This is a genomic window from Streptomyces mauvecolor (genome assembly GCF_039532965.1).
Lineage (GTDB): Bacteria > Actinomycetota > Actinomycetes > Streptomycetales > Streptomycetaceae > Streptomyces > Streptomyces violascens.
In genome coordinates, this window is record NZ_BAAASQ010000008.1 from 916,970 (window position 1) to 939,059 (window position 22,090).

The 22,090-nt window shown below is 70.4% G+C and carries 15 protein-coding genes and 1 pseudogene; 11 read left to right on the forward strand and 5 right to left on the reverse strand.

Features of this window, described 5'->3' with window-relative positions:
• The first annotated feature begins 242 nt into the window (after nt 1-242).
• Nucleotides 243-1,313: an AfsR/SARP family transcriptional regulator gene (locus ABD346_RS12185; protein ID WP_344374380.1), complete on the forward strand. Its 1,071-nt coding sequence runs from the start codon at nt 243-245 to the stop codon at nt 1,311-1,313.
• A 74-nt stretch (nt 1,314-1,387) separates the two neighbouring features.
• Here ABD346_RS12185 and ABD346_RS12190 read toward each other — a convergent pair whose 3' ends face one another.
• A complete protein-coding gene (locus ABD346_RS12190; protein WP_344374382.1) occupies nt 1,388-2,056 on the reverse strand; it encodes a cutinase family protein in 669 nt (222 codons plus the stop codon).
• 260 nt (nt 2,057-2,316) lie between these two features.
• Here ABD346_RS12190 and ABD346_RS12195 point away from each other — a divergent pair, with 260 nt between their 5' ends.
• Nucleotides 2,317-4,776 carry a penicillin acylase family protein gene (locus tag ABD346_RS12195; RefSeq protein ID WP_344374383.1) on the forward strand — a complete coding sequence of 820 codons (2,460 nt, stop codon included), beginning with the start codon at nt 2,317-2,319 and terminating at the stop codon, nt 4,774-4,776.
• Nucleotides 4,777-4,899: 123 nt separating this feature from the next.
• The gene (locus ABD346_RS12200) at nt 4,900-5,976 is read left to right on the forward strand and encodes an alpha/beta hydrolase (RefSeq protein WP_381228871.1); all 1,077 of its coding nucleotides are present in this window, start codon (nt 4,900-4,902) and stop codon (nt 5,974-5,976) included.
• A gap of 57 nt (nt 5,977-6,033) precedes the next feature.
• Here the strand turns inward: ABD346_RS12200 and ABD346_RS12205 are convergent, their stop codons facing one another.
• The 3 genes from ABD346_RS12205 to ABD346_RS12215 all read right to left on the reverse strand — a co-directional run bounded on the left by ABD346_RS12205 (nt 6,034) and on the right by ABD346_RS12215 (nt 9,976).
• On the reverse strand, nt 6,034-7,641 hold the full coding sequence (locus tag ABD346_RS12205) for a carboxylesterase/lipase family protein (protein WP_344374384.1): 1,608 nt from the start codon (nt 7,639-7,641) through the stop codon (nt 6,034-6,036).
• Between the two features lie 42 nt (nt 7,642-7,683).
• Nucleotides 7,684-8,589, reverse strand: coding sequence for a 5'/3'-nucleotidase SurE (gene surE, locus ABD346_RS12210; RefSeq protein ID WP_344374385.1), 906 nt, complete (start codon nt 8,587-8,589; stop codon nt 7,684-7,686).
• 133 nt (nt 8,590-8,722) lie between these two features.
• A complete protein-coding gene (locus ABD346_RS12215) occupies nt 8,723-9,976 on the reverse strand; it encodes an MFS transporter (RefSeq protein WP_344374386.1) in 1,254 nt (417 codons plus the stop codon).
• A gap of 411 nt (nt 9,977-10,387) precedes the next feature.
• Between ABD346_RS12215 and ABD346_RS12220 the strand changes: the two genes are divergently transcribed.
• Both ABD346_RS12220 and ABD346_RS12225 read left to right on the forward strand, forming a co-directional pair.
• A complete protein-coding gene (locus tag ABD346_RS12220) occupies nt 10,388-11,938 on the forward strand; it encodes a carboxylesterase/lipase family protein (protein ID WP_344374387.1) in 1,551 nt (516 codons plus the stop codon).
• Nucleotides 11,939-12,127: 189 nt separating this feature from the next.
• Entirely contained in the window at nt 12,128-13,135 is a 1,008-nt protein-coding gene (locus ABD346_RS12225) for a LacI family DNA-binding transcriptional regulator (protein WP_344374388.1), read from the forward strand.
• 103 nt (nt 13,136-13,238) lie between these two features.
• Here ABD346_RS12225 and ABD346_RS12230 read toward each other — a convergent pair whose 3' ends face one another.
• Entirely contained in the window at nt 13,239-14,210 is a 972-nt protein-coding gene (locus tag ABD346_RS12230) for an alpha/beta hydrolase fold domain-containing protein (protein WP_344374389.1), read from the reverse strand.
• A 399-nt stretch (nt 14,211-14,609) separates the two neighbouring features.
• Between ABD346_RS12230 and ABD346_RS12235 the strand changes: the two genes are divergently transcribed.
• The 6 genes and pseudogenes from ABD346_RS12235 (at nt 14,610) to ABD346_RS12260 (ending at nt 21,958) form a co-directional block, all read left to right on the forward strand.
• On the forward strand, nt 14,610-14,990 hold the full coding sequence (locus tag ABD346_RS12235) for an ATP-binding protein (protein ID WP_344374484.1): 381 nt from the start codon (nt 14,610-14,612) through the stop codon (nt 14,988-14,990).
• A gap of 171 nt (nt 14,991-15,161) precedes the next feature.
• Nucleotides 15,162-16,772: pseudogene (locus tag ABD346_RS12240) on the forward strand (benzoate-CoA ligase family protein); the annotation flags it as partial.
• 87 nt (nt 16,773-16,859) lie between these two features.
• Nucleotides 16,860-17,330, forward strand: a complete 471-nt coding sequence (locus ABD346_RS12245) for an acyl-CoA thioesterase (protein WP_344374485.1) — start codon at nt 16,860-16,862, stop codon at nt 17,328-17,330.
• A gap of 98 nt (nt 17,331-17,428) precedes the next feature.
• Complete coding sequence (locus tag ABD346_RS12250) at nt 17,429-19,795, forward strand: bifunctional salicylyl-CoA 5-hydroxylase/oxidoreductase (protein WP_344374390.1); 2,367 nt, start codon at nt 17,429-17,431, stop codon at nt 19,793-19,795.
• Between the two features lie 13 nt (nt 19,796-19,808).
• Nucleotides 19,809-20,849: a carbon-nitrogen hydrolase family protein gene (locus tag ABD346_RS12255; protein ID WP_344374391.1), complete on the forward strand. Its 1,041-nt coding sequence runs from the start codon at nt 19,809-19,811 to the stop codon at nt 20,847-20,849.
• Complete coding sequence (locus ABD346_RS12260) at nt 20,846-21,958, forward strand: cupin domain-containing protein (RefSeq protein WP_344374392.1); 1,113 nt, start codon at nt 20,846-20,848, stop codon at nt 21,956-21,958. Before ABD346_RS12255 ends, ABD346_RS12260 begins: the two co-directional genes overlap by 4 nt.
• Nucleotides 21,959-22,090: the final 132 nt, after the last annotated feature.

Sequence of the window (22,090 nt, forward strand, 5' to 3'; positions counted from 1 at the left end):
CCGGGTGGGCGTGGTGGCCCAAGTACGGTCGGGCATAGGGCTGTTGCTGTTCTGCTTGGCCGTGGCGCATGGATCTTGAAGGCTGCGGCTGCGCAAGCCGGATGCGCCGCCCGGTGACGGGGCGCCCAGGGTTCATCTGCACCGTCACAGCGCGTCACCCCGGATCATTCCGGATGCCTTGCCCGGGTACTCCCGCACTACCTTGTCGATCGCGTCCAGACCGACAAGACCGGGGAGCAGTGATGCCGACGACCGCCGCCAGCCGCCGGCCGAATGCGACCCTGCTCAGGCAGCAGGAGCGCAGAGTGCTGCATGCCGTCGGCTGCGGTCTGCGGGACGACGAGATCGCCGCCGACCTCGCCATCCCCGAGGACGCCGTGGCCGGACACCTCGCGCGCATCCTCGCGAAGCTCGGGCTGCGCGACCGCGCCGCCGCCATCGTCCACGCCTTCGACTGCGGCCTGGTCGTCCCCGGCCACGGCCCCCGTACGCCGGAGGCGAGACCGGCGCCGCGCACCGCCGTCGGCCGGACGGCCGGGCCGAACGTGCGGATCTCCCTGCTCGGACCGCTCCAGGCATGGCAGGACGGGCGGCCCCTGAACCTGGGGCATCTCCGCCAGCAGGCCGTACTGGCGGCCCTCGCGATGGGCGCGGGGAGAACGGTCAGCCAGCAGGAACTGCTGGACGGCGTATGGGGGTTGGAGCCGCCGCTCACCAATGTGGTGCCCGTGTACGTCTACCGCCTGCGCAAGGCCCTGCGGATCGGCGAACGGCCGGACTCCGTGATCCAGCACGACCGGTGCGGCTACCGGCTGGCCCCGGGCGCGGCCGACGTGGACGTGGTGCGTCTGGAGAAACTGCTCACCGCCGTCCGGACGGCCGATCGGGCGGGCGAGGGGACCGAGGCGGTCCGGCTGTGTGCCCAGGCGCTCGGCCTGTTCCGCGGCGAGCTCCTGGCCGGCCTGCCCGGGCCGCTCGCCGAGCTGGAGCGGGTGCGGCTCACCGAGCGCCGGATCGCCGTCATGCAGCGGAAGCTGGGATGGCAGCTCCGGCTAGGCCAGCACTGCGAAGCCATCGCCGAACTGTTCGCCCTGACCGCGGCGCACCCCCTGAACGAGCCGGTGGCCGCGATGCTGATGCACGCCCTGCACCGGAGCGGCCGACAGGCCGACGCACTGGGCGTGTTCGACCGCACCCGCCGCCGGCTCGCCGACGACCTCGGGGTTCCGCCGAGCCGGATGCTGCGACGGACGTACCAGATGATCCTGAGCGGCGACGACGCCGGCCCGGGCCTCACCGGAGCCACGCGGTGACCGCCGGACCGGCTTCGCCGCGGTAGGGGCCACGGTGACGGTGGCCCCTACCCCTGCCTCACACCTGATCGTGGTTACCAGGGGTACCAGGCGCCGTTGTACCACTGCTCGTTGGCGTCGTCGTTGTGGTGGTCCATGTTGAAGTCCGGCCAGTAGTTGTCGTTGTGGTTCTTCGGGTAGGTCCAGATGCCGGCGGACTCGTCGCAGATGTAGTCCCAGTAGCAGATCGACTTGACCGGCACGTTGCCGAAGTCCCGGTCACTGCCTGAGAGCGGGGGGCCGATGATGCCGCCGAACGGTGCGGCGCTGCCGTTGGTGCCGGGACCGCCCTGACGCTTGGGGTCCGCGAGGAGAACGGCGTTGACGTTGCCGAACGACCTCCAGTTCTCGCTGATCCAGACGTGCACCACGGCGGCACCCAAGGAGTACCCGCCCATCTTGACGTGCTGGCCCGGGCACGCGGCACGCTGGTCCCGGACCAGGCGGTTGAGCTCGTTGACGCCCGACCGGACGCCAGCACCGCTGGGGACCTGGCTGGCATACCCCACGTGCTGCTGGATGTTGCCCGTGAACCGGTCGTTGTCCCACGTGCTCCACGTGCCCCCGACCACGATCGTGTAGGTGCCGTCGCACGAAGCCGCCGCTTGCGCGGTGGCGCCCTGTGCCGTGGCCCCCTGCGCCGCCGAAACCCCGACTGTCAGCAGCAGCCCGGCTAACGCGGCCCTGATCCTGCTGGCTCGCATTGGATCCTCCCCATGTAGGTGGCCCACGCGTCCGCTTCCCGATGCGGAACGCCGTCGGCCAAGGTCACCGGACGACCGTGGCAGCGGTCGATGACATCCCGATGAAACCCGCCGCGCCCGAACAGGCCGCGTACCGGGGCACGGACGGAAACGCCCTGGGCAGGTGATGTCCGGACGGCGGCTCCATCGGGATTTCATCGGTTCTCCCTACCGTGTCCGCGTTCAGGCGAGGGCCTGGATCACAGGGGAAGGACGGCTCGATGGCGCGGAGGAGATTCAGAGCGAGGCTGCCGATGGCGGTCGCGGCCGCGGTGGCGGTGATCGGCACGATGACGGCCGCCGGGTCACCCGGCGCCGGACCATCGGCCGCCGCACAGGGCCCGGACAAGCCGACGATCCGCTACACGGAATACGGCATCCCGCACATCATCGCCTCGAACTGGGAGGGACTGGGAACGGGCTACGGATACGCGGCCGCCAAGGACAACATCTGCACCCTGGCCGACACCTATCTGATGGTCGACGCCCAGAGGTCCCGCTATCTGGGACCCGACGGCAAGGCGAGCCCCGGCGAGACCCAGAACACCACCACCAATCTCAACAGCGACCTGTACTTCCAGCGCATGAACGACAACCGGGTGGTGGAGAGGCTGCTCGAGCAGCCCGCACCCAACGGGCCGGAACCGGAGGTCAAAGAGGCCATTCACGGCTACGTGCAGGGGTACAACAGGTACCTGGCCGAGACGGGCGTGAACAACATCTCCGACCCTGCCTGCCGCGGCGCGGCCTGGGTGAAACCCATCACGGAGCTGGACGTCTACCGGCACGCGCACGCCGAGATCATCATGGGCAGCGCAGATCCGCTCCTGAACGGCGAGGTGACCGCGCAGCCCCCAGGAGCGTCGGCCGCCGCACCGAAGGCATCCCCGCCCGAGCGGACGGCGAAGAAGATCCGCGACGCGATGGCCGTCAGCCGTCAGCAGAGCATGGGCAGCAACGCGCTGGCGGTGGGTTCCCAAGGGGTGTCCCAAGGCACCAGCATGATGCTGGCCAACCCGCACTTCCCCTGGCAGGGCAAGAACCGCATGTGGCAGAGCCAGCTGACGATCCCGGGACGGATCAACGTCTCCGGGGCCAGCCTGCTCGGATTCCCCGCGGTGAACATCGGGCACAACGACGACGTGGCCTGGAGCCACACGGTCGCCACGGTGGCTCCGTTCGGCCTCTTCGACGTACAGGTGGACCCGCTGAACCCGACCAGCTACCTGGTCGACGGCACCTGGCAGAAGATGACCTCGCAGCAGGTCAGTGTGGACGTGCGGAACGCGGACGGCTCCATCGGCAAGGTCAGCAGGACGCTGTGGTCCACCCGGTACGGCCCGATCACGGCATCCGTGCAAGGTGTCCCGCTGCCGTGGGTGGTCAGCGCGCACGCGGTGCGCGACGCGAACATGGACAACCTTCGGGCCATGAACACCTGGTTCCACCTCGACCAGGCCAAGGACGTCAACCAGGTGGTGAACACCCTGGAGACCACGCAGGGCATCCCCTTCTTCAACACCGTCGCCTCCGACCGCAAGGGCAACGCGCTGTACGCGGACATCCAGGCCACCCCGAACATCACCGACGAGCACGCACAGGCATGCCTCACCGAGACCGGGAAACTGCTGTGGAACCAGTCGCTACGGCTGCCGAACGTCCCGCCGATCTCCATCTTCGACGGCAAGCGCGGTGCGTGCGACTGGCCCGACGACCCGAACGCGGTCGCGCCCGGTCTCCTCGACCCGCACAAGCAGCCGCGTCTGATCCGGTCCGACTTCGCGGGCAACGCCAACGACAGCGCCTGGCTGGCCAACCCCGAGCAGCCGCTGTCGTACCCCAGGGTGCTGGGTGATGCCGCCGCGCCCCGGTCGCTGCGTACCCAGGAGCTGATCCTGACCGCGCAGAACCGGATCAACGGCACCGACGGGCTGCCGGGCAGGGGCTTCACACCGGAGAACATGCGGCAGTTGCTGTTCGCCGACAACAGCAGGGCGACCGACCTCGCGCTCGATGCCACGGTGACGATGTGTCAGAGCCAGCCCTTCGGGCTCATCCTGGTGGACGGCAACCTCGTCAATGTGAGCGAGGCGTGCCCGATCCTCGCTGCCTGGAAGGACCACAACTACTCGGCGGACAGCCGGGGATCCTGGCTCTTCGAGAACTACTGGGCCTTCCTGCTCAATGGGCAGGCCATCGAGAAACTGCCGTGGAAGGTCCCCTTCGATCCCAAGGACCCGGTGCACACGCCCAATTCACTGGATCCCGGAAGCTCCGCCGTGCGCGACGCGTTCGGCCGTGCGGTGCTCGCCCTGCGCAACGCGGGAGTTCCGCTGAACGCGCCGCTGTCGGACGTCCAGAAGATCACCCGCAACGGCGAGCAGATCCCGATCCACGGCTCGATCAGTGAACTCGGCGTGCTGAACGTCGTCACTCCTGGTGTGGTCGACGGCAAGCTGGACATCACCTTCGGGTCGAGTTTCATCCAGGCGGTACGGTTCACCGCCGACGGGCCGCCCCAGACGTCCTCGGTCCTTGCCTACTCCCAGTCGGCGAACCCGAACTCGCCGCACTACGCGGATCAGACCAAGCTGTTCTCGGCCGGTCAGTGGGTGACCGAGCGGTTCACCGAGGACCAGATCGCGGCATCGCCGTCCCTGGAGGTCAAGGTCCTGGACTGAGACCGGGACGCAGCGGCACGCCGGGACCTCGACGACGGTCTCCGGCGTGCCGTTTCATCGGGATGTCATCGCCTCCCGATACGTTCCGCGCGCGCAACGACAACGCTCACGAGGGGGCTTGCTGTGCTGAGGAAATCGAGTAGATGGCGCATCGTGGTGGCATTGACGGCCGCCCTGGTGGGGATGGCCCTGCCGGCAGGGTCGGCACAGGCGGCCGACCGCGCCGCGCCGCCGCCGATGGCGGACGGGTTCGGCCTGACCCAGGTCGGCACGTCGACCGGCGGGCCCACCAACTTCTACATCACCGTGACCACGCCCGAGGTCGCGGGCAGGCACCACATCAAAATCATCCTGCCGAGCGGCTACTACGACGACCCGGCCAGGCGTTACCCCGTGCTGTACTTCCTGCACGGGTCTCCCGACGACCCCGTCCAGCAGACGTATCCGGCGCTGACCACCTCGAACCAGATGATCACCGTCATCCCGGACGGCGGCGCTCGCGGCTGGTACGCGAACTGGCTCAACCAGAACACCGCGGCGGGTGCCCAGAACTGGGAGAACTTCCACCTCAAGCAGGTGATCCCGTTCATCGACGCCAACCTGCGCACCGTCGCCACCAAGAAGGCCAGGGCCATCGCCGGAGTCTCCATGGGCGGGTTCGGGGCGTTCCACTACGCGCAGGACCACCCCGAACTGTTCAGCCAGACCGCGTCCCTGTCGGGAGACATCGACATGTCGGCCGACTCCATGGACCTGCGCCTGGCCACCGTCGCCTCCCTCATCGACGCGCAGGGCGTGATCTGCGGCTCGTCCTCCGGCGTCTGCGACCCCAACAACGACCCCTACAAGCCCGGCGTGGACAGCGACGCCCTGTTCGGCTCGCCCTACCCGGTGTTCAACGCCGACTGGCGCTGGAACGAGGTCGACCCCTCCCAGCACATGGACAAGCTCAAGGGAGTCGGGGTCTCCATCTACGTGGGCAACGGACGCGGCTCGGCCACCGAGGCCGAGTTCTGGCTGGAAGGCGCCTCGAAACACGTCAAGGACCGCATGGACGCGCTGGGCATGTCCTACTACTACGTCGACTACGGCGACGGCGCGGCCTGGGGCACTCAGTGCAACGGCGGCCACAACGGAGGCTGCTGGGAACAGGACCTCCGAGACCTGATTCCCCGCCTGGAAAGGTCCTTCGCCTCCTGACCGTACAGAACCGACACAAGCGGGAGGCACTGCCCATCACCGGTTCCGGGCCGAAGATCAGGAGCGTGGCACGGAATCCGGGGCGGGCAGGCCGGCCCAGAAGCCGCATTGATGCTCGGCCGCGAAGGCCGTCGATGTGCGGGTGTCCTGCGGGCTGAGGACGAGGACCGTGTGGGGTGAGCCGGCCGTGGGCCAGCGCGTACCGCCCGGCACGTCGGGGCTCCCGGTGCGGGCGAACGCTCCCCAGCGGAGCTTCATACGGTCGCCGAACGCCTGCTGAGCCGGGGTGAGCGGCCGGTCGGCCATGGTGAAGTCGTGCAGATAGGCGAGGTCGGCGCTGTGGCCGTTGGCCATGTCGAGTCCCGGGACCTGGGCGCCGTACAGCGTGGGGGAGTCCGGATCGTCGAATTCGTAGACATAGGTGGGCACTTGGGCCGCCAGCGAACGCGCGGTCACATACGTCTGGCAGGCGAAGGTGGAGTCGGTGAGCAGCGCCGACATCGCCTCATAGGGGGAGGGGTAGGCGGACAGCGGGTAGCGGGCCAGTACTTGTGGGGCCGCCGGGTCGTATGTGGTGGTGATCTGGTCGGTGTACTCCTGCGCCGTGAGGTGCGGCTGAGTGAGTGCCACGAAGAAGCGGCTTTCGGAACGGGTGCTGCCGATCACGACCGGCACCCTGTTCCAGGTGCCCGACGAGATGGCTTCGGACGGTTGCACGGGCAGTAGCCCGTCACCGAACGCGGGACCTTGCGTCGGGCGGGTCCCCGCGGCCGCGACGAGCTGGGCGGGAGAGAGTCTGCGCAGGCACGAGGCCCTCGTGGCGGCGTCGGGGCAGCCCGCCCCGGCCGCGTACGCCCGGTCCTCGTCGGCCCGCCGGCCGGCGCCGGGTGCGGGGATCAGGGTGCAGGGCCCGCTCTGCAGGATGGCTTTCGAGAACAGCCCGGCCGCGCGCGGGGACGCGAGCATCGCGCAGACCGAGGCACTGCCCGCGGACTGGCCCCAGATGGTGACGTCGGCCGGGTCTCCGCCGAACGCGCGGATGTTGTCACGCGTCCAGTCGAGTGCCGCGAGCTGGTCCATCAGCCCGTACGAGCCCGAGCCCAGCGCGTTGTCGCGGGTGAGTTCCGGGACGGCGAGGTAACCGAGTTGCCCCAGCCGGTAGTTGATGCTCACGACGATGGTGTGGGTGAGGTCGGCCATGGTCCGGCCGCCGAACTGGGTGCCCGTCCCCTGGCTGTACGCGCCGCCGTGCATCCAGAAGAGGACAGGAAGGCGGTCCCCGGGCCGGGTGTGCCGCGGCCGGTAGACGTCCAGGTACAGGCAGTCCTCGCTGGTGTCCTGCGGATCTCGCAGCCCGAACGGCGAGAACTGCGTGCAGGCGGGCGCCTGTTGGACCGCATCCCGTGCCCCGCTCCAACGCGCGGGCGGCTGGGGTGGTCGGAACCGGCGGTTGCCCACGGGTGGCGCGGCGTACGGAATGCCGAGGAACTCCTCAGCCCCGTCGTGCGGTCGACCGGCGAGGCGGCCCTGTCCGGTGGCTACGACAGGGCGTACGGGAGCGGGGGCAGCCGGGGCCGCCGGAGCGGCCAGTAACTGGGCGCACAGTGCTGCCACCGTGAGGGCCAGGGCCAGGACTGTCGGGCGGCGGGTCGCGCGAGACGTCATCGCTTCTCCTCCAGCGTGGGTCGAACGGCGGTGGGCGACATGTCAGGGGCGCAGGCCGGCAAGGAGTGCCGCGGTCTTGCCGAACCCGGCCGGGCCGGTGTTCCAGTTGGGGGAGATCGGGGTGATGGACACCTTGTCGGCGGCGACCGCCTCCGCGTCGCTGCCCTGCTCGGCGGGCTGGGGGACCACCTTGACGTCGAACTTCCAGGTGCCGTCGCCGGAGTCCGTGTAGTGCGGCTTGAGGAAGGACTGCGGATCCTGCGTGGTGAGGGCGCTGCCGCGGGCGGTGCCCGTGCCGTCCGCGCCGACCACGGGGTGGTCGACGTTCAGGCCCACGCCGGGCGGGAGCAGCGGCCCGTTCTTCGCGTGCGACCGCAGGCGGTCGATGAGCTTGACCGTGAAGTCGTTGGTGGGGCGCATGGCGTTGAGGACGAGCTGCGGCACCGGGACGGTGAGTCCGCCGGTGCTCACCGCGATGGCGGGCACGCCGCTCTCCAGGGCCGCCACCGCGCCGCCGACCGTTCCGGAGTGGGTGGCGAGGGCGGCCACGTTGGGGCCGAAGTTGGTTCCGGAGATCACCAGATCGGGCGCCCGCCCGGCGAACACCTCGGCGAGACCGAAGGACACCGCGTCGCCCGGCGTTCCGTCCACGGCCCACACCCGCGGCTCGGGATGTCTGACGGTCACCGTGGTGGCGCTCATCATCTTCGTACCCGCACCGCTCTGGTTGGTGAGCGGGGCGACGATGGTCACGTCGTACCCGGCGGCGGTGAGCCGCTGGAACATGAGCCGGATGCCGGGTGCGTCGTAGCCGTCGTCATTGGTCAGCAGGATCCGCAGGGGGCCGGCCGGCTCGCTGCGCGCGGCTGCGGTCGCCGGCACCGTACCGGCCAGGGCGGACGTACCCAGCAATAGGGCCGCGACGGGGAGGGCGTGCTTGTGCCTCATGGTGTGCTCCTTCGTACTGGCAGTAAGGGGAGGTGAGTTGAGGAGACGGGACCGGCGGGTGCGGGACCCTCGGCACGCACCCGCCGGAGTTCGAGGGGGTGGCCGGTCGTCCGGGGCCACGGCCCAGGTGTGGTCAGCGCACGCCGCGGATCGGCAGGATGGCCAGGGCGCCGAGGAGGGACAGCGCGCCGCCGAAAAGGAACAGCGGGGTGTAGCCGCCGAGGGCGGTCACCACGGCGGAGGCCACGAACGGGGCGACGATCTGCGGTCCGGCGTTCGCGATGTTGAGGACACCCATGTCCCGCGCGGCGTCTTCGGCACGCGGCAGCACCAGCGTCACCACGGCGGTGTCCACCGCCATGAAGCAGCCGAAGGCGAGGCCGTTGAGCGCGCTGAAGACGATCATGCCGGTCCAGGTCGGGCTGATCACGGGGACGGCCATCACCAGCCCGGCGAGCGTGGCCGACATCGAGACGAAGATCTTGCGCCGGTTCCAGCGGTCCGACAGGAAACCTCCCACCAAGGTCGAGACGGCCATCGACCCCATCGCCACGGGCGTGAGGATCGCCATCGCCGCCGGAGGATCGAGGTTCGCGGGCAGCGCGATGTGGTCGTCCAGGATGTACAGCTGATAGCCCACGACGGAGAAGTAGCCGAGCACCATCAGGGCCCGCCCGATGAACGCCCACCGGAAGTCGTGGTGGGACAGCGCGGACAGGAACGCGGCGACCCGTTCGCGCCGGGGCACGGCCACGGCGGGCGCGGCAGGCGCGGTGCCGGGCACATCCGGGCAGCGGCAGGTGAGCAGGACCGCCGCGCCGGCCACCACGGCTCCCAACAGCAGGTAGCCGAGCCGTGGTTGGTCCGCCGTCCGCGAGGCGATCAGCACGCCGACCGTACCGCCGATGGGCAGTCCGAGCCCCACCAGGGCGGAGGCGGTGCCGCGGCGGGCCACGGGGATGCGGTCCGGCACGACGGCGGTGACCGCGGCCTGATAGACGTTCATCGTCGCCTGCACCAGGCACCACCCGATGCCGATGAGAAGCGCGGTGTGCGCGCTGCCGAGGAGCGCGAGCAGCGCCAGCGAGGCGAGTGCGCCGCCGAGGATCCATGGATTGCGGCGCCCCGTACGGTCCGAGAGGGCTCCGGCGATCGGGTTGAACGCGGTGGCGAAGACCGCGCTGACCCCGCCCACGACGCCCAGGACGGCGACCTTGTTCGCCGGATCGATCTCTGCGATCTGGGTCGGGAGCAGCACGGAACCGACCCCCATGTACACGGCCAGCATGGAGGAGTTGGCGACGAGGAGGAGCAGCATGAGGCCGCGCTTGTACGGCGGTTCCGCCGCTTCGGACGGCTGCGGCCGGGTCAGTTCATCGGCGGTCACGACGGCCTCCGGCCGGGAGTGGGCGGGCCATCCGCCCGGCGGTGGATGAGGGGATGCATGTCGACTCCTGGGGGACGGAGCGGAGGGGGAAAACCGCGAGGAAGCGTGAGACGCGGGAACGTCGGGATGTGCCGCAGGGAGGAGGCGGGCATGGGTGTCCCAGGCATTGCGTTACACGTGTAATCCTCGGCGGTAGGGATTGTGTAGCACCAGGATCAGGGCCGTGGATAGGGGTGCGGAGCCTTTGAGGCGAGAATCGTGACCGTCGGTTCATCCTTCTGTTGTTACACGTGTAGCTACTGACGAGTCGCTCTTGCGTCGACAGCTCTATGGCGCTTTAGTGACGAGCGAAAGGGATACGCGATGCTCTCGAAGTCGCAACACGGACGTTGGCTGGTGGAAGGAAAGCTCATGGCTGATGCATCAGGTGGGGCCTCGCCCGTCGTCCGGCTGTCGGCGGGTCGGTTGCGCGGTGCCGCCGGAGGTGACGGGGGAGTGGTCGCCTTCAAAGGCGTGCCGTACGCCGCGCCCCCGGTGGGCGGGCTCCGGTGGCGCCCCGCGCGGCCGCACCCGGGATGGGACGGCATTCGGGACGCGTCCGCGTACGGCCCCAGTGCTCCGCAGATGTTCATGGAAGGCGGCGACCCGGTCCTGGGTGGTCATGGAAGCCCGCCCTTCGACGAGGACTGCCTGACGCTCAACGTGTGGACCCCGGCGGTCGACGACGCGAGAAGGCCCGTGCTGGTCTGGATCCACGGCGGCGGCTTCGTCTCGGGGTCCGGCTCGCTGCCCATCTACTCCGGCGAGACCTTCGCGCGAGACGGCGACATGGTGGTCGTCAGCCTCAACTACCGCATCGGACCGCTTGGTTACCTGTCCCCGGGTGCGGACGGCGGGGCCGACGACGAGCCCGCCAACCTCTGGCTCACGGACCAACTGGCCGCGCTGCGCTGGGTGCGCGACAACGTCGAGCATTTCGGAGGGGACCCGGACCGCATCACGGTCGCCGGCCAGTCCGGCGGCGCGGTCTCCACCGCCGCCCTGGCAGGACACCCCGAAGCGCAGGGGCTGTTCCGGCGGGTCATCCTGCAGAGTCCGCCGTTCGGTCTGAGCCTTCCGACGCGCGACGAATACCGGCAGCGCGAGGACGTCTTTCTGGAGGCGGCCGGGGTGAAGAGCGTCGACGAACTCCGCGAACTGCCCTGGCCACGGCTGATCGAAGCCACCGGAGGGCTGTTCGCCCGCACCGCGCGCTGGGGGAACTGGCCCACCCCCTTCCTCCCCGTACGCGACGACATCTCTCTGTTCCGCCATCCCGCGACAACCCTCCTCCACGGCGCCGCGACCGACATTGACGTACTCATCGGCTGGACCCGGGACGAGGCCAACTTCGGCTTCGCCCTGGACGAGGGGTACGCGTGCGCCACCCGCGAGGAGGTGGTCACCCGGATCGCGGAAACCTTCGGCGAGTCGGGCGCCGAGGTGTACGGCGAGTACGAGCGGGCCCGGCCCGGCGCCCGGCCGGTGGATGTGCTCATGGACCTCATCACCGACGAGATCTTCCGGGCGCCGGGTATACAACTGGCCGAATCGAGGGCGGAGTTGGGGCATCCGGTCTGGGCCTACGAGTTCGACTTCCCGGCACCCGCGCAGGACGGCGTGTTCGCCGCCGCCCACTGCCTGGAACTCCCCTTCGTCTTCGACAACTTGGCCGACTGGGCCCACGCTCCACTGACCCAGGGGATGGACGCGGTCGCGGAACGCGGACTGGCCCAGGCAATGCATCGCGCGTGGATCGCGTTCATACGGACCGGTGACCCGAACCACGCCGCCATGGCGCGGTGGCAGCGGTACGGCACGGACACCCGCACCACGATGCGCTTCGCCCCGGCCGTCACGCCCGTGGACGACCTCGCGGGGCAGGTGCGTCGTCTGTACGGCCGTGCACCGGCGCGCCAGTGACATCGGGAGCTGCCCCTGTTCGATTCGCCGCGATGTGAGTCGTTACACGTGTGAGGTGAGACAGGCCGGTGAGTGAGCGCCGCCGGTCTGCTCGTACCTGGCATCACTCGCCGCCGCCCTCTCGATGTAACGCGTGTAACCTTGGTTGGTACTGGTCGGGGCGACCGGTGACAACCAGGGAAGGACGCCATGGCCGAGGAGCTGACCGCGCGGGCGGCCGTCACCAGCGCGGACGTCGCGCGACTGGCCGGCGTGTCGCGGGCCACCGTGTCCTTCGTGCTCAACGACACCCAGGCGCACCGTGTCAGCGACAGCACGCGGGCCCGCGTGCTCGCCGCGGCCGACCAGTTGGGCTATGTCCCGCACGCCGCCGCCCGGTCGCTGCGTGCGGGGCGCAGCAACCTGGTGCTGATGCCGGCGTCCGTCTCCGCGGTCGGCCGTCTCGTCAGCGCCTGGCTCGACGATCTGCACAGCGAACTCGAACGGCACGGATACACCACCGTGCTGCACGCCGGACGCTTTCCCGACGCGGTCGGCGCCGCCCGCGCCTGGGCCGAGCTGCGGCCCGCGGCGGTGGTCGCCCTCGACGGCGACGGGCTGACCGCCGAGGCCGCCGGCGTGCTGCGCCGGGCCGGGGTGCGCGCGACGGTGGCCTTCGCCGCCCGCCCGGCGGAAGGCGTCTACACCATCGCCTTCGACCATGCCCGCATCGGCGCGATCGCCGCCGAACACCTCATTTCGCGAGGGCGGACGACCATCGGTGTCGTCATGCCGAAGGAGCGCGGCCTCGACACCTTCGCCCGGCCGCGCCTGGCCGGCGCCGAGGGTGTCGCGGCACGCAGCCGGGCGAGCGTGAGGGCGGTGGAGATGGCCTACACGCGGGAATCTGCCGCCGAACTCGCCGCCCGCTGGCGGGAGTCGGGTCTGGACGGGGTGTTCGCCTACAACGACGAGTACGCGGCGCTGCTCATGCGCGCGCTCCAGGGCGAGGGCATCTCCGTCCCCGAAGATGTGGCTGTCGTCGGCTGTGACGACCTGGTGGTCGCGGCGCTGGAGCGGCCCGCGCTCACCACCGTACGTCTCGATCTGCCGGCGCCCGCGCGGATCGCGGACATCGTGCACGAGCTGGTCGGCACCGGGAAGGCCCCCGAGATGCCGGGCGTGGAGCCCATTCTGATCCACCGTCAGTCCTCGTGACAGCTCAGGGTCCCTGCAGATGGGCGTAGGTGGCGCAGGGGTCCGCCCGTGATGGGGAGGTCCTGCGGGGAGCGGGTGCTGCGCGCAGGACCTCCGGCTGTGCTCAGGCGCCCAGGTGGCGGGCGAGGAAGGCGACGCTCTCCGTGACGATGGGTGTCACGTCGGGGGAGCCGAGGAAGATGTGGTCGGCGCCGTCCACCGGCTGGAGCGTGACATCGCCTCCGGCCCGTTCGAGCGCCTCGGCGAGGATCTCGCTCTGGCTGTACGGCACGAGGCAGTCCTGCGTTCCATGGATGAGGAGGAACGGCGGCGGCGTCGCGGGGCCCGCGTAGGTGACGGGGCTGGCGGCGCGGGCGAGCTCGGGGTGCTGCTCGGGCGCGCCGCCCAGGAGCGCGGTGAACGGGTTGGGGTACTCGATGCCCGGCGGGGCGGGCGGCAGGGGGTGCGCGAGCAGCGACCCGATGTCCGACACCCCGTACCAGTCGACGACGGCCAGCACGCCGCTGTCCTCGTCGCGCACCCCTTCGGCACCCTCCAGTGCCCCGCCGTCACCGCTGTCCGGGCGGGCGAGCCCGGCGAGGGCGGCCAGATGCCCTCCGGCCGACTCGCCCCAGACCGCGATGCGGCCCTTGTCGATGCCGAAGGCGTCGGCGAAGCGCCGCACGTAGCGGATGGCGGCCTTCACGTCGTGCAGCTGCGCCGGGAACGGGGCCTCCAGGCTGTGCCGGTAGTCGATGCTGACGAGTGCGAGACCGGCCCGCAGCACCGCGCCGTGCAGCAGCTCGACAGGGACGGTCGGCGGCGGGTAGCGGCGGTCGCCCTCCAGCCACCCCCCGCCGTGGATCCACACCACGGCCGGCACCGGGCCGTCGGCGGGCGGCACGTGCACGTCGAGCAGTCGGGGTCGGTACCCGGGGGCGGTCGCATATGTCGCACCGCCGAAGCTGCGCACCCCGTCCTGCCCGACCAGGGGCGGATCGGGAACCCGGTAGGGCGGCGGAGGCCACTCGAGCCCGGGTCCGGCCGCTGCCTGATCGGTCGGGGGCTGCTGGGCCACTGCGGGTGATTGCGTCATGTGTCCGCCTCTTTCTGCAGGGTGTGGGGCCGGTGGGCGACGCGGCGCGACGGTGTCGTGCCAGGTGGTCACGGCGGTGAAGGCGCCGGGCCGGAACTCCGTGGACTTCGAGTCGTGCTTCGAGATCACGCGGAGATCGTGCGACGTATGTCCGAAATGCCTTGCCAGGGTCGGGTGAAGCCTCTAGTGTGTTACACGTGTAACGGATTACCCGCGACGCATTATGCACCAAGTCCCGGGAAACCCCAAGAGCCCGGTCGCAGGGCAGTTACACGAGTGAACCTCAGGTGTCATCGCCTCCTCGTAGGGGAGTTCGCCATGCTCAACACCATCCCCATACCCGCCGGGCGCGTGAGCGTCCCGCGATCTTCGTCTCCGGGCTGCCGCCGTGCCTGCTGGATGGCGCGGCCGACGGACGCCGCCGTTCCAAGGCTCCGCATGTCGGTCCGTGCCGTCCTGGACGACTGGTGCGTCGCGCCCGACCGGGGCGAGCTGCTGCTCCTCGCCGTGAGCGAGCTCGTCACCAATGCCGTGCGTCATGCCGGTGCGGTCACGGGCCGGCTGGGTGCCGCGCTCGCGCTCGGAGGCGGCTGGCTGCGGTTCGAGGTGGCCGACGGCGATCCCGCTCTGCCGGATTTCTGCCGGGGTGTCGATGCCGAGGCCGAGGGTGGCCGCGGACTCATGATCGTCGGCCTCCTCGCGGCCGAGGCGGGCGGCGGCCTGGTGGCGTTCCCCGATGGCGCGGGCAAGGTCGTCGGGATCCGCGTTCCCGCTGTGTGACGTCGCGTCGCCGGGGCGGGGCGTTGGGATCCGGGCGCGCCGGGACCCGTGCGCGGCGTCCCGCGTGACGCATCGTCAGCAAAAAGATCTATCGCGGAAGATTGACGGTCGCAATTTCGGCGCCATACTGGCTCCACTCCCTCTGCTGCCCCCGAGATTGAGGTGCGCCCCATGGAGCTCTCCCCGTCCGCCCATGTGGACACGTTCTGCCGCGACCGGCTTCCCGCCTTCCCGCTCTGGCCCCAACTGCATGACGACTTGCCGGAGTTGACGTATCCGGACCGTCTCAACTGCGCCCAGCGTCTGCTCGACGACGCCGTCGAGCGCTGGGGCGGCGACCGGCCCTGCCTGCTGACGCCCACCGGCCGCTGGAGCTATGGCGACCTCCAGCGGCGCGCCAACCAAGTGGCACAGGTGCTCGTCGAGGACTTCGGGCTGCTCCCCGGAAACCGCGTCCTGCTGCGCGGCCCCAACAACCCGTGGCTCGTGGCGGCCTGGTTCGGGGTGCTCAAGGCGGGCGGTGTCGCCGTCACGACAATGCCGTTGCTGCGCGCCGCCGAACTCGCCGAACTGCACGACATCAGCCGCCCTGCCGTCGCCCTGTGCGACCACCGCTACGTCGGCGAACTGGCCGCCGCGGACACGCCGGGCCTGGCTGTCCTCACTTATGGAGGCGACAGTGAGGACGACTTGGTGCGGCGCTGCGAGATGAAAGCCGGCACCTTCTCGAACGTCGTCACCGCTGCCGACGACGTCGCGCTGATCGCCTTCACCTCCGGTACGACGGGACGCCCCAAGGCGACCCTGCACTTCCACCGCGACGTACTCGCCAATGCCGACACCTTCTCGCGGCACGTTCTGAAACCCCGTCAGGACGATGTGTTCACCGGGACGCCTCCGCTGGCCTTCACCTTCGGGCTGGGCGGTCTGGTCGTCTTCCCGCTCCACGTGGGGGCGGCGACGCTGCTGATCGAGCAGGCCTCGCCGGAACGGCTGGCCGAAATCGTCGCAGAGCACGGCGTCACCGTGCTGTTCACCGCGCCCACCGCCTACCGGGCGATGCTGGCGGCCGGAGTGGGTGACCGCCTGGCGGGTCTGCGCCGGTGCGTATCGGCCGGAGAGGCCCTGCCCGCCCAGGTGTGGGAGGAGTTCCGCGCCGCGACGGGCGTGCGCATCATTGACGGCATCGGTGCCACCGAGATGCTCCATGTGTTCATCTCGGCGGCGGACGACGCCATACGCCCGGGCGCCACGGGCAAGCCGGTCCCCGGCTACCGGGCGAGGATCGTCGACGAGGCGGGCGATCCCGTGCCCGACGGAGAGCCCGGCCTCCTCGCGGTCACCGGCCCCACCGGCTGCCGCTACCTCGACGACCCGCGCCAGACGGCGTACGTCAGAAACGGCTGGAACGTCACGGGCGACACCTACATACGGGACCGGGACGGCTACTTCTGGTACGTGGCCCGCAGCGACGACATGATCGTCACCTCCGGCTACAACGTCGCAGGACCCGAGGTCGAGAAGGCGCTGGCCACGCATCCGTACGTCCTGGAGTGCGGCGTCGTCGGTGCGCCCGACGACAGGCGCGGAATGATCGTCAAGGCGTATGTGGTCCTGCGCGAGGGCGTCGCTCCCGACGAGGTCGCCGTCAAGGAACTCCAGGACCACGTCAAGCAGACCGTCGCGCCTTACAAGTACCCGCGCGCCGTCGAGTTCGTCGCCGAACTCCCGCGCACCAGCAACGGAAAGCTCCGCCGCGGCGCCCTGCGCGAGCGGGCCGCGGGTACCGCCGATCAGGGCTCGTCCGCGACCGCATCTGCCTCGCTTCACCGCGGCCCGAGTGCTGCACGCCCCGACGAAAGGCCCCCCATGAACACCCCATCGGACGACGGCTGCGCTGCCGTCCCGCGGGCCCGTGAGACGAATCTGCCCAGCGTCGTCATCGAGCGACGGGTCGAGTGGCCCGACACCGATGCCGCCGGCCATTACCACCACTCCACCGTCGTGCGCTGGGTCGAAGCCGCCGAAGCCGTCCTGCTGGGGCGCCTGGGCCTGGCCCACCTCTTCGGGAGCACCCCGCGCGTCCACTTCGAGGCCGACTACCGCGCCCGGCTGTGGTTCGGGGACCTCGTCCGCGTCGAGCTGCGCGTCGACCGGGTCGGCACCGCCTCTCTGCAGTACGCCTTCACGGTCCGCGGCCAGGGCGAGGAGGCCGCGGCCACCGGCCGCATGACGATCGCGCACGCGGCGGCGCGGGCGACTGGATCCACGCCCTGGCCGGACGAAGTGCGGGAACTGCTGCTCAAGGCCGGCCCGCAGGCCCCCGAACTCCTCACCTGAGGTGGGCCGGTCATGCATCACCCGCAGCTCTATGCAGCTTTCTTGACGATCGCAGGAATTACGGCATACGTTGTTTCTGGAACCATGAGGAGGACGCCGTGCGTGTAGCGGTCATCGGTGGAGGGCCGGGCGGTCTGTACTTCGCGGCCCTGGCCAAGCAGCTCTCGCCGAGCTGGGAGATTACGGTCTGGGAGCGCAACGCGGCCGACGACACCTTCGGATTCGGGGTGGTGTTCTCCGACGAGACCCTCGACGGCATCGCCCAGGCCGACCCGGAGATCTTCGCCGCGATGTCCGCGGAGTTCGCCCGCTGGAGCGACATCGACGTCCGCTACCGGGGCCAGGTGCTCACCTCCGGCGGCCACGGTTTCGCGGCCCTGGGGCGCAAGCGCCTGCTGCGGATTCTGCAGGATCGGTGCGCCGCGCTCCAGGTGGACGTCCGGTATCGCACCCTGGCCCCGCCCGCCGGTCAACTGGCCGCCGCATACGACCTGGTGGTGGCGAGCGACGGCGTGCGGTCGGCGACGCGCGCGGCCTTCGCGGACACCTTCGCCGCCGACCTCGACGAGCGGCACTGCCGTTACATGTGGCTCGCCACGGACAAGGTCTTCGAGGCCTTCACCTTCATCGTCGAGGAGCAGGACTTCGGGACGATGCAGGTGCACGCCTACCCGTTCGACGCGGCACGCAGCACGTTCATCGTCGAGATGGACGAGGAAGCCTGGCGGCGCGCGGGATTCGCGGAGTCCGCCGACCGGGACTTCCCGCCCGGAACCAGTGACGAGGACAGTATCCGCCGGTGCGAGGAGATACTCGCCGGCCATCTCGACGGCCACCGGCTGATCCCCAACGGCTCCAAGTGGATCCGGTTCACCACCGTGCGGAACACGACATGGCGCCACGAGAACGTGGTGCTGCTCGGGGACGCCGCCCACACCGCGCACTTCTCCATAGGCTCCGGCACCAAGCTCGCCATGGAGGACGCACTGGCCCTCGCCGCCTGCCTCCACGAGCACCCCGATGTGCCCGCCGCGCTCGCCGCGTACGAGGCCGAACGCAAGCCGGTCGTCGAGTCCACCCAGCGCGCGGCCCAGGCCAGCCTCGAATGGTTCGAGAACGTCGGCCGCTACACCGGACAGGAAGCCCCGCAGTTCGCCTTCAACCTGCTGACCCGCAGCCGCCGCGTCACGTACGACAACCTGCGCGTCCGCGACCAGCAGTTCACCGACGCGGTGGACGCGTGGCACGCCGCCGACACGGCGGGCGGCGCCACACCGCCGATGTTCAGGCCGTTCCGGCTCGGCGGCCTGCGGCTGCGCAACCGCGTCGTCGTCCCGCCGACCGCGCTGTACGCTGCCGTGGACGGCGTGCCCGGCGACTTCGACCTCCTGCACCTGAGCACTCAGGCGCTCGGCGGCTCGGCGCTGGTCATCGCGGGTATGACGGCCGTCAGTCCCGACGGCCGCGCCACGTCCGGCTGCCCCGGCCTGTACACCGACGAACAGGAAGTGGCCTGGCGGCGGATCACCGACTTCGTCCACCGGCAGTCGGACACCGGCCTGGGCGTCCAGCTCACCCACGCGGGGCGCCGCGCCGCGACCGGCTCCCCGAGGGCGGACGGGACCTCCGCGCCACTGGCCGAAGGAGGGTGGCCGCTGATCGCCGCCTCCCCGATCGCCTGGGACGAGGTGAGCGCCACCCCGCGCGAAGCCACCCGCGAGGACATGGACACCGTCGTCCAGGACTTCGCCGAAGCGGCCCGCCGGGCTGACCGCGCCGGATTCGATGCCCTTCAACTCCAGTACGCCCACGGCCATTTGATGTCCAGCTTCCTGTCGCCGCTGACCAACCTCCGTACCGACGCGTACGGCGGCCACCTTGCCGGGCGACTGCGCTTTCCCCTCGAAGTGCTGCGGGCCGTCCGCGCCGTGTGGCCCGCCGGCAAGGCGCTGATCGTGCGGATCTCGGCGGCCGACTGGGCCGAGGGAGGCATCGGCGAAGCCGACGTCGTCGCGATCTGCCGCGCGCTGGCCGACGGGGGAGCGGACGCGATCGACGTCTCCACGGGCGAGGTCGTCGCCCACGAGCGGCCGCGGTACGGCCGCAGCTACCAGACGCCCTACGCCGACCTGATCCGCAACGCCACCGGCATCCCCACCATCGCCGTCGGGGCCATCTCCACGTACGACGACGTCAACTCGATCATCCTGGCCGGCCGGGCCGACCTGTGCGCCGTCGGCCGGGCCCAACTCCACGACCCGCTGTGGACGTTGCACGCCGCCGCCGCGCAGAACTACACCGGGCCCGGAGCCACCTGGCCCGCGCAGTGGAAGGCGGGCAGCGCACGGCAGCCGGGCGCCCGCACCGACCGCATTCCGCCCCGCCTTCAGCTGCTGCGGACGATCGACGCGCCCGTACACCAGCGCTGGCTGCCACGCCACGCCGCCGCCACGACGGCCCTGTGACATGGAGGAACCCGTGGACCAACTGCCCCGCTTCAAGGCCGCCGCCGTCCAGTCGTCGCCCGTCTTCCTCGACCCGGCGGCCACGGTCGACAAGGCCGTCGCCCTGGTCGCCGAGGCGGCGGCCAACGGCGCCGAACTCGTCGTGTTCCCCGAGGTGTTCGTGCCCGGCTACCCGTACTGGAACTGGACCATGACGCCGGTCCAGGGCTCGCCGTGGTTCGAGCGGCTGCAGCGGGCGTCGGTCGACATCCCCGGGCCGCACGTGGACGCCCTGCGCGCGGCGGCCCGCCAGTACGGCGTCGTCCTCGTCATCGGGGTCAACGAACGCTGCCCGTACAGCCTCGGCATCCTCTACAACACGATGCTCACCATCGGCGCGGACGGCGAACTCCTCGGCGCGCACCGCAAGTTGGTGCCCACCTGGGCGGAGAAGCTCACCTGGACCGGAGGGGACGGCAGTTCGCTCAAGGTCCACCAGACTCCCGTCGGGCCGCTGGGCGTCCTGGCCTGCGGCGAGAACACCAACACACTCGCCCGGTTCACCCTGCTCGCCCAGGGGGAGCTGGTCCACGCGGCGAGTTACATCGCACTGCCCGTCGCACCCGAGGACTACGACATGGCGGACGCCATCGCCGTGCGCACGGCCGCCCACTGCTTCGAGGGCAAGGTGTTCTCCGTGGTGGCCTGTTCCACCGTCTCGCCCGAGATCGTGGACACCGTGGCCGGCGACGACGAGGACGTACGGCGCATGCTCGCCCGCCCCCGCAGCGCACTGTCCGGGATCTTCGGCCCCGACGGCCGTCCCGTCACGGACCCGTTGATCGACGACGAGGGCATCGTCTACGCGGACATCGACCTGGCCAAGTGCGTCCAGCCCAAGCAGATGCACGACATCCTCGGCCACTACAACCGCTTCGACGTCTTTCGGCTGCACGTGGACAACACCCCGCGCACCCCCGTGACCTTCGCGACACCGCCCGGGTCCCTCGATGCCGCACCCGCCGTCGCGCCCCTGTCCACCGACAACACCGGCACCCCGCAGGAGGAGTCATGACCACCGAGTACGACGACGGGCGACTGGGCCGGGCACGTGTGTCCGACACCCCCGAACTCACCGCGTATTACGACGAACTCGCCGAACTGGAAGCGGGGGCCCTGTGGACCGTCGCCAACGACATCGAGCCCTGGTACCCACAGCCGAAGTCCGTGCCCGTCCTGTGGCGCTACCGCGAGCTCCGGCCCCTCGTCCGCAAGGCGCTCGACCTGGTCAAGGCCGATGACGCCGGCCGCCGGGTGGTCATGCTGGTCAACCCCGGCCGCAAGGACGTGAGCGCCGCCGTCGGGCTCCTCTACACAGGCCTCCAGATCATGGGGCCGGGTGAGGCCATGACCGCCCACCGCCATCAGGCCGCCGCGCTCCGCTTCGTCCACGAGGGGACCGGCGCCTGGACCATCGTCGACGGGCAGAAGCTGAAGGTGGGTCCCGGCGATTTCGCCATCACGCCGAACGGCACCTGGCACGAGCACGGCAACGAGTCCGACGAGGCCCCCGTCATCTGGCAGGACGGCCTCGACATCCCCCTCGTCAACGCCCACGACGCGGGCTTCTACGAGGTTCATCCCGACCTGTACCAGCAGCCGGGAAAGGTGATCAACTCCTCCCTTCTCACCTACGGCGCCAACCTGCTGCCGTACGGCGCGCAAGAGTGGTCCCGCCCCTACTCGCCGCTGCTCGCCTACCCGTGGGAGCCGACCTACGAGTCGCTGCGTCACCTCGCCAGGGCCACCGAAGGCTCGCCCTACGACGGTGTGATCGCCGAGTACACCAACCCGGTCACCGGCGGCTCGGTCATGCCGACCATGGGCGCCCACATGCAGTTGCTCCGGCCGGGCCAGGCCACCCGGGCCCACCGCCACACCGGTTCGGTCATCTACACCGCGGCCAAGGGACACGGCTACTCGGTCGTCGCCGGACAGCGCTTCACCTGGCAGCAGGGCGACATCTTCTGCGTGCCCTCCTGGGCCTGGCACGAGCACCACAACCTCGACCAGGACGAGGACGCCTGCCTCTTCTCCTTCAACGACTTCCCGGTGATGCGCTCCCTCGGCTTCTACCGCGAAGAGGCCTACACCGACAACGGCGGCCACCAGCCCACCGCGTAGACACCGCGCAACACCCTGACCGCCTCCGCGCCGCGACCGCCGGCCCTGACACCGGTCACCGGCGCGGAGGCACCCCGGGAGCGAGCCGGACCCGCCCCGCACGACTCGCTCCCGGGTCCCCGCCTCCCTCAA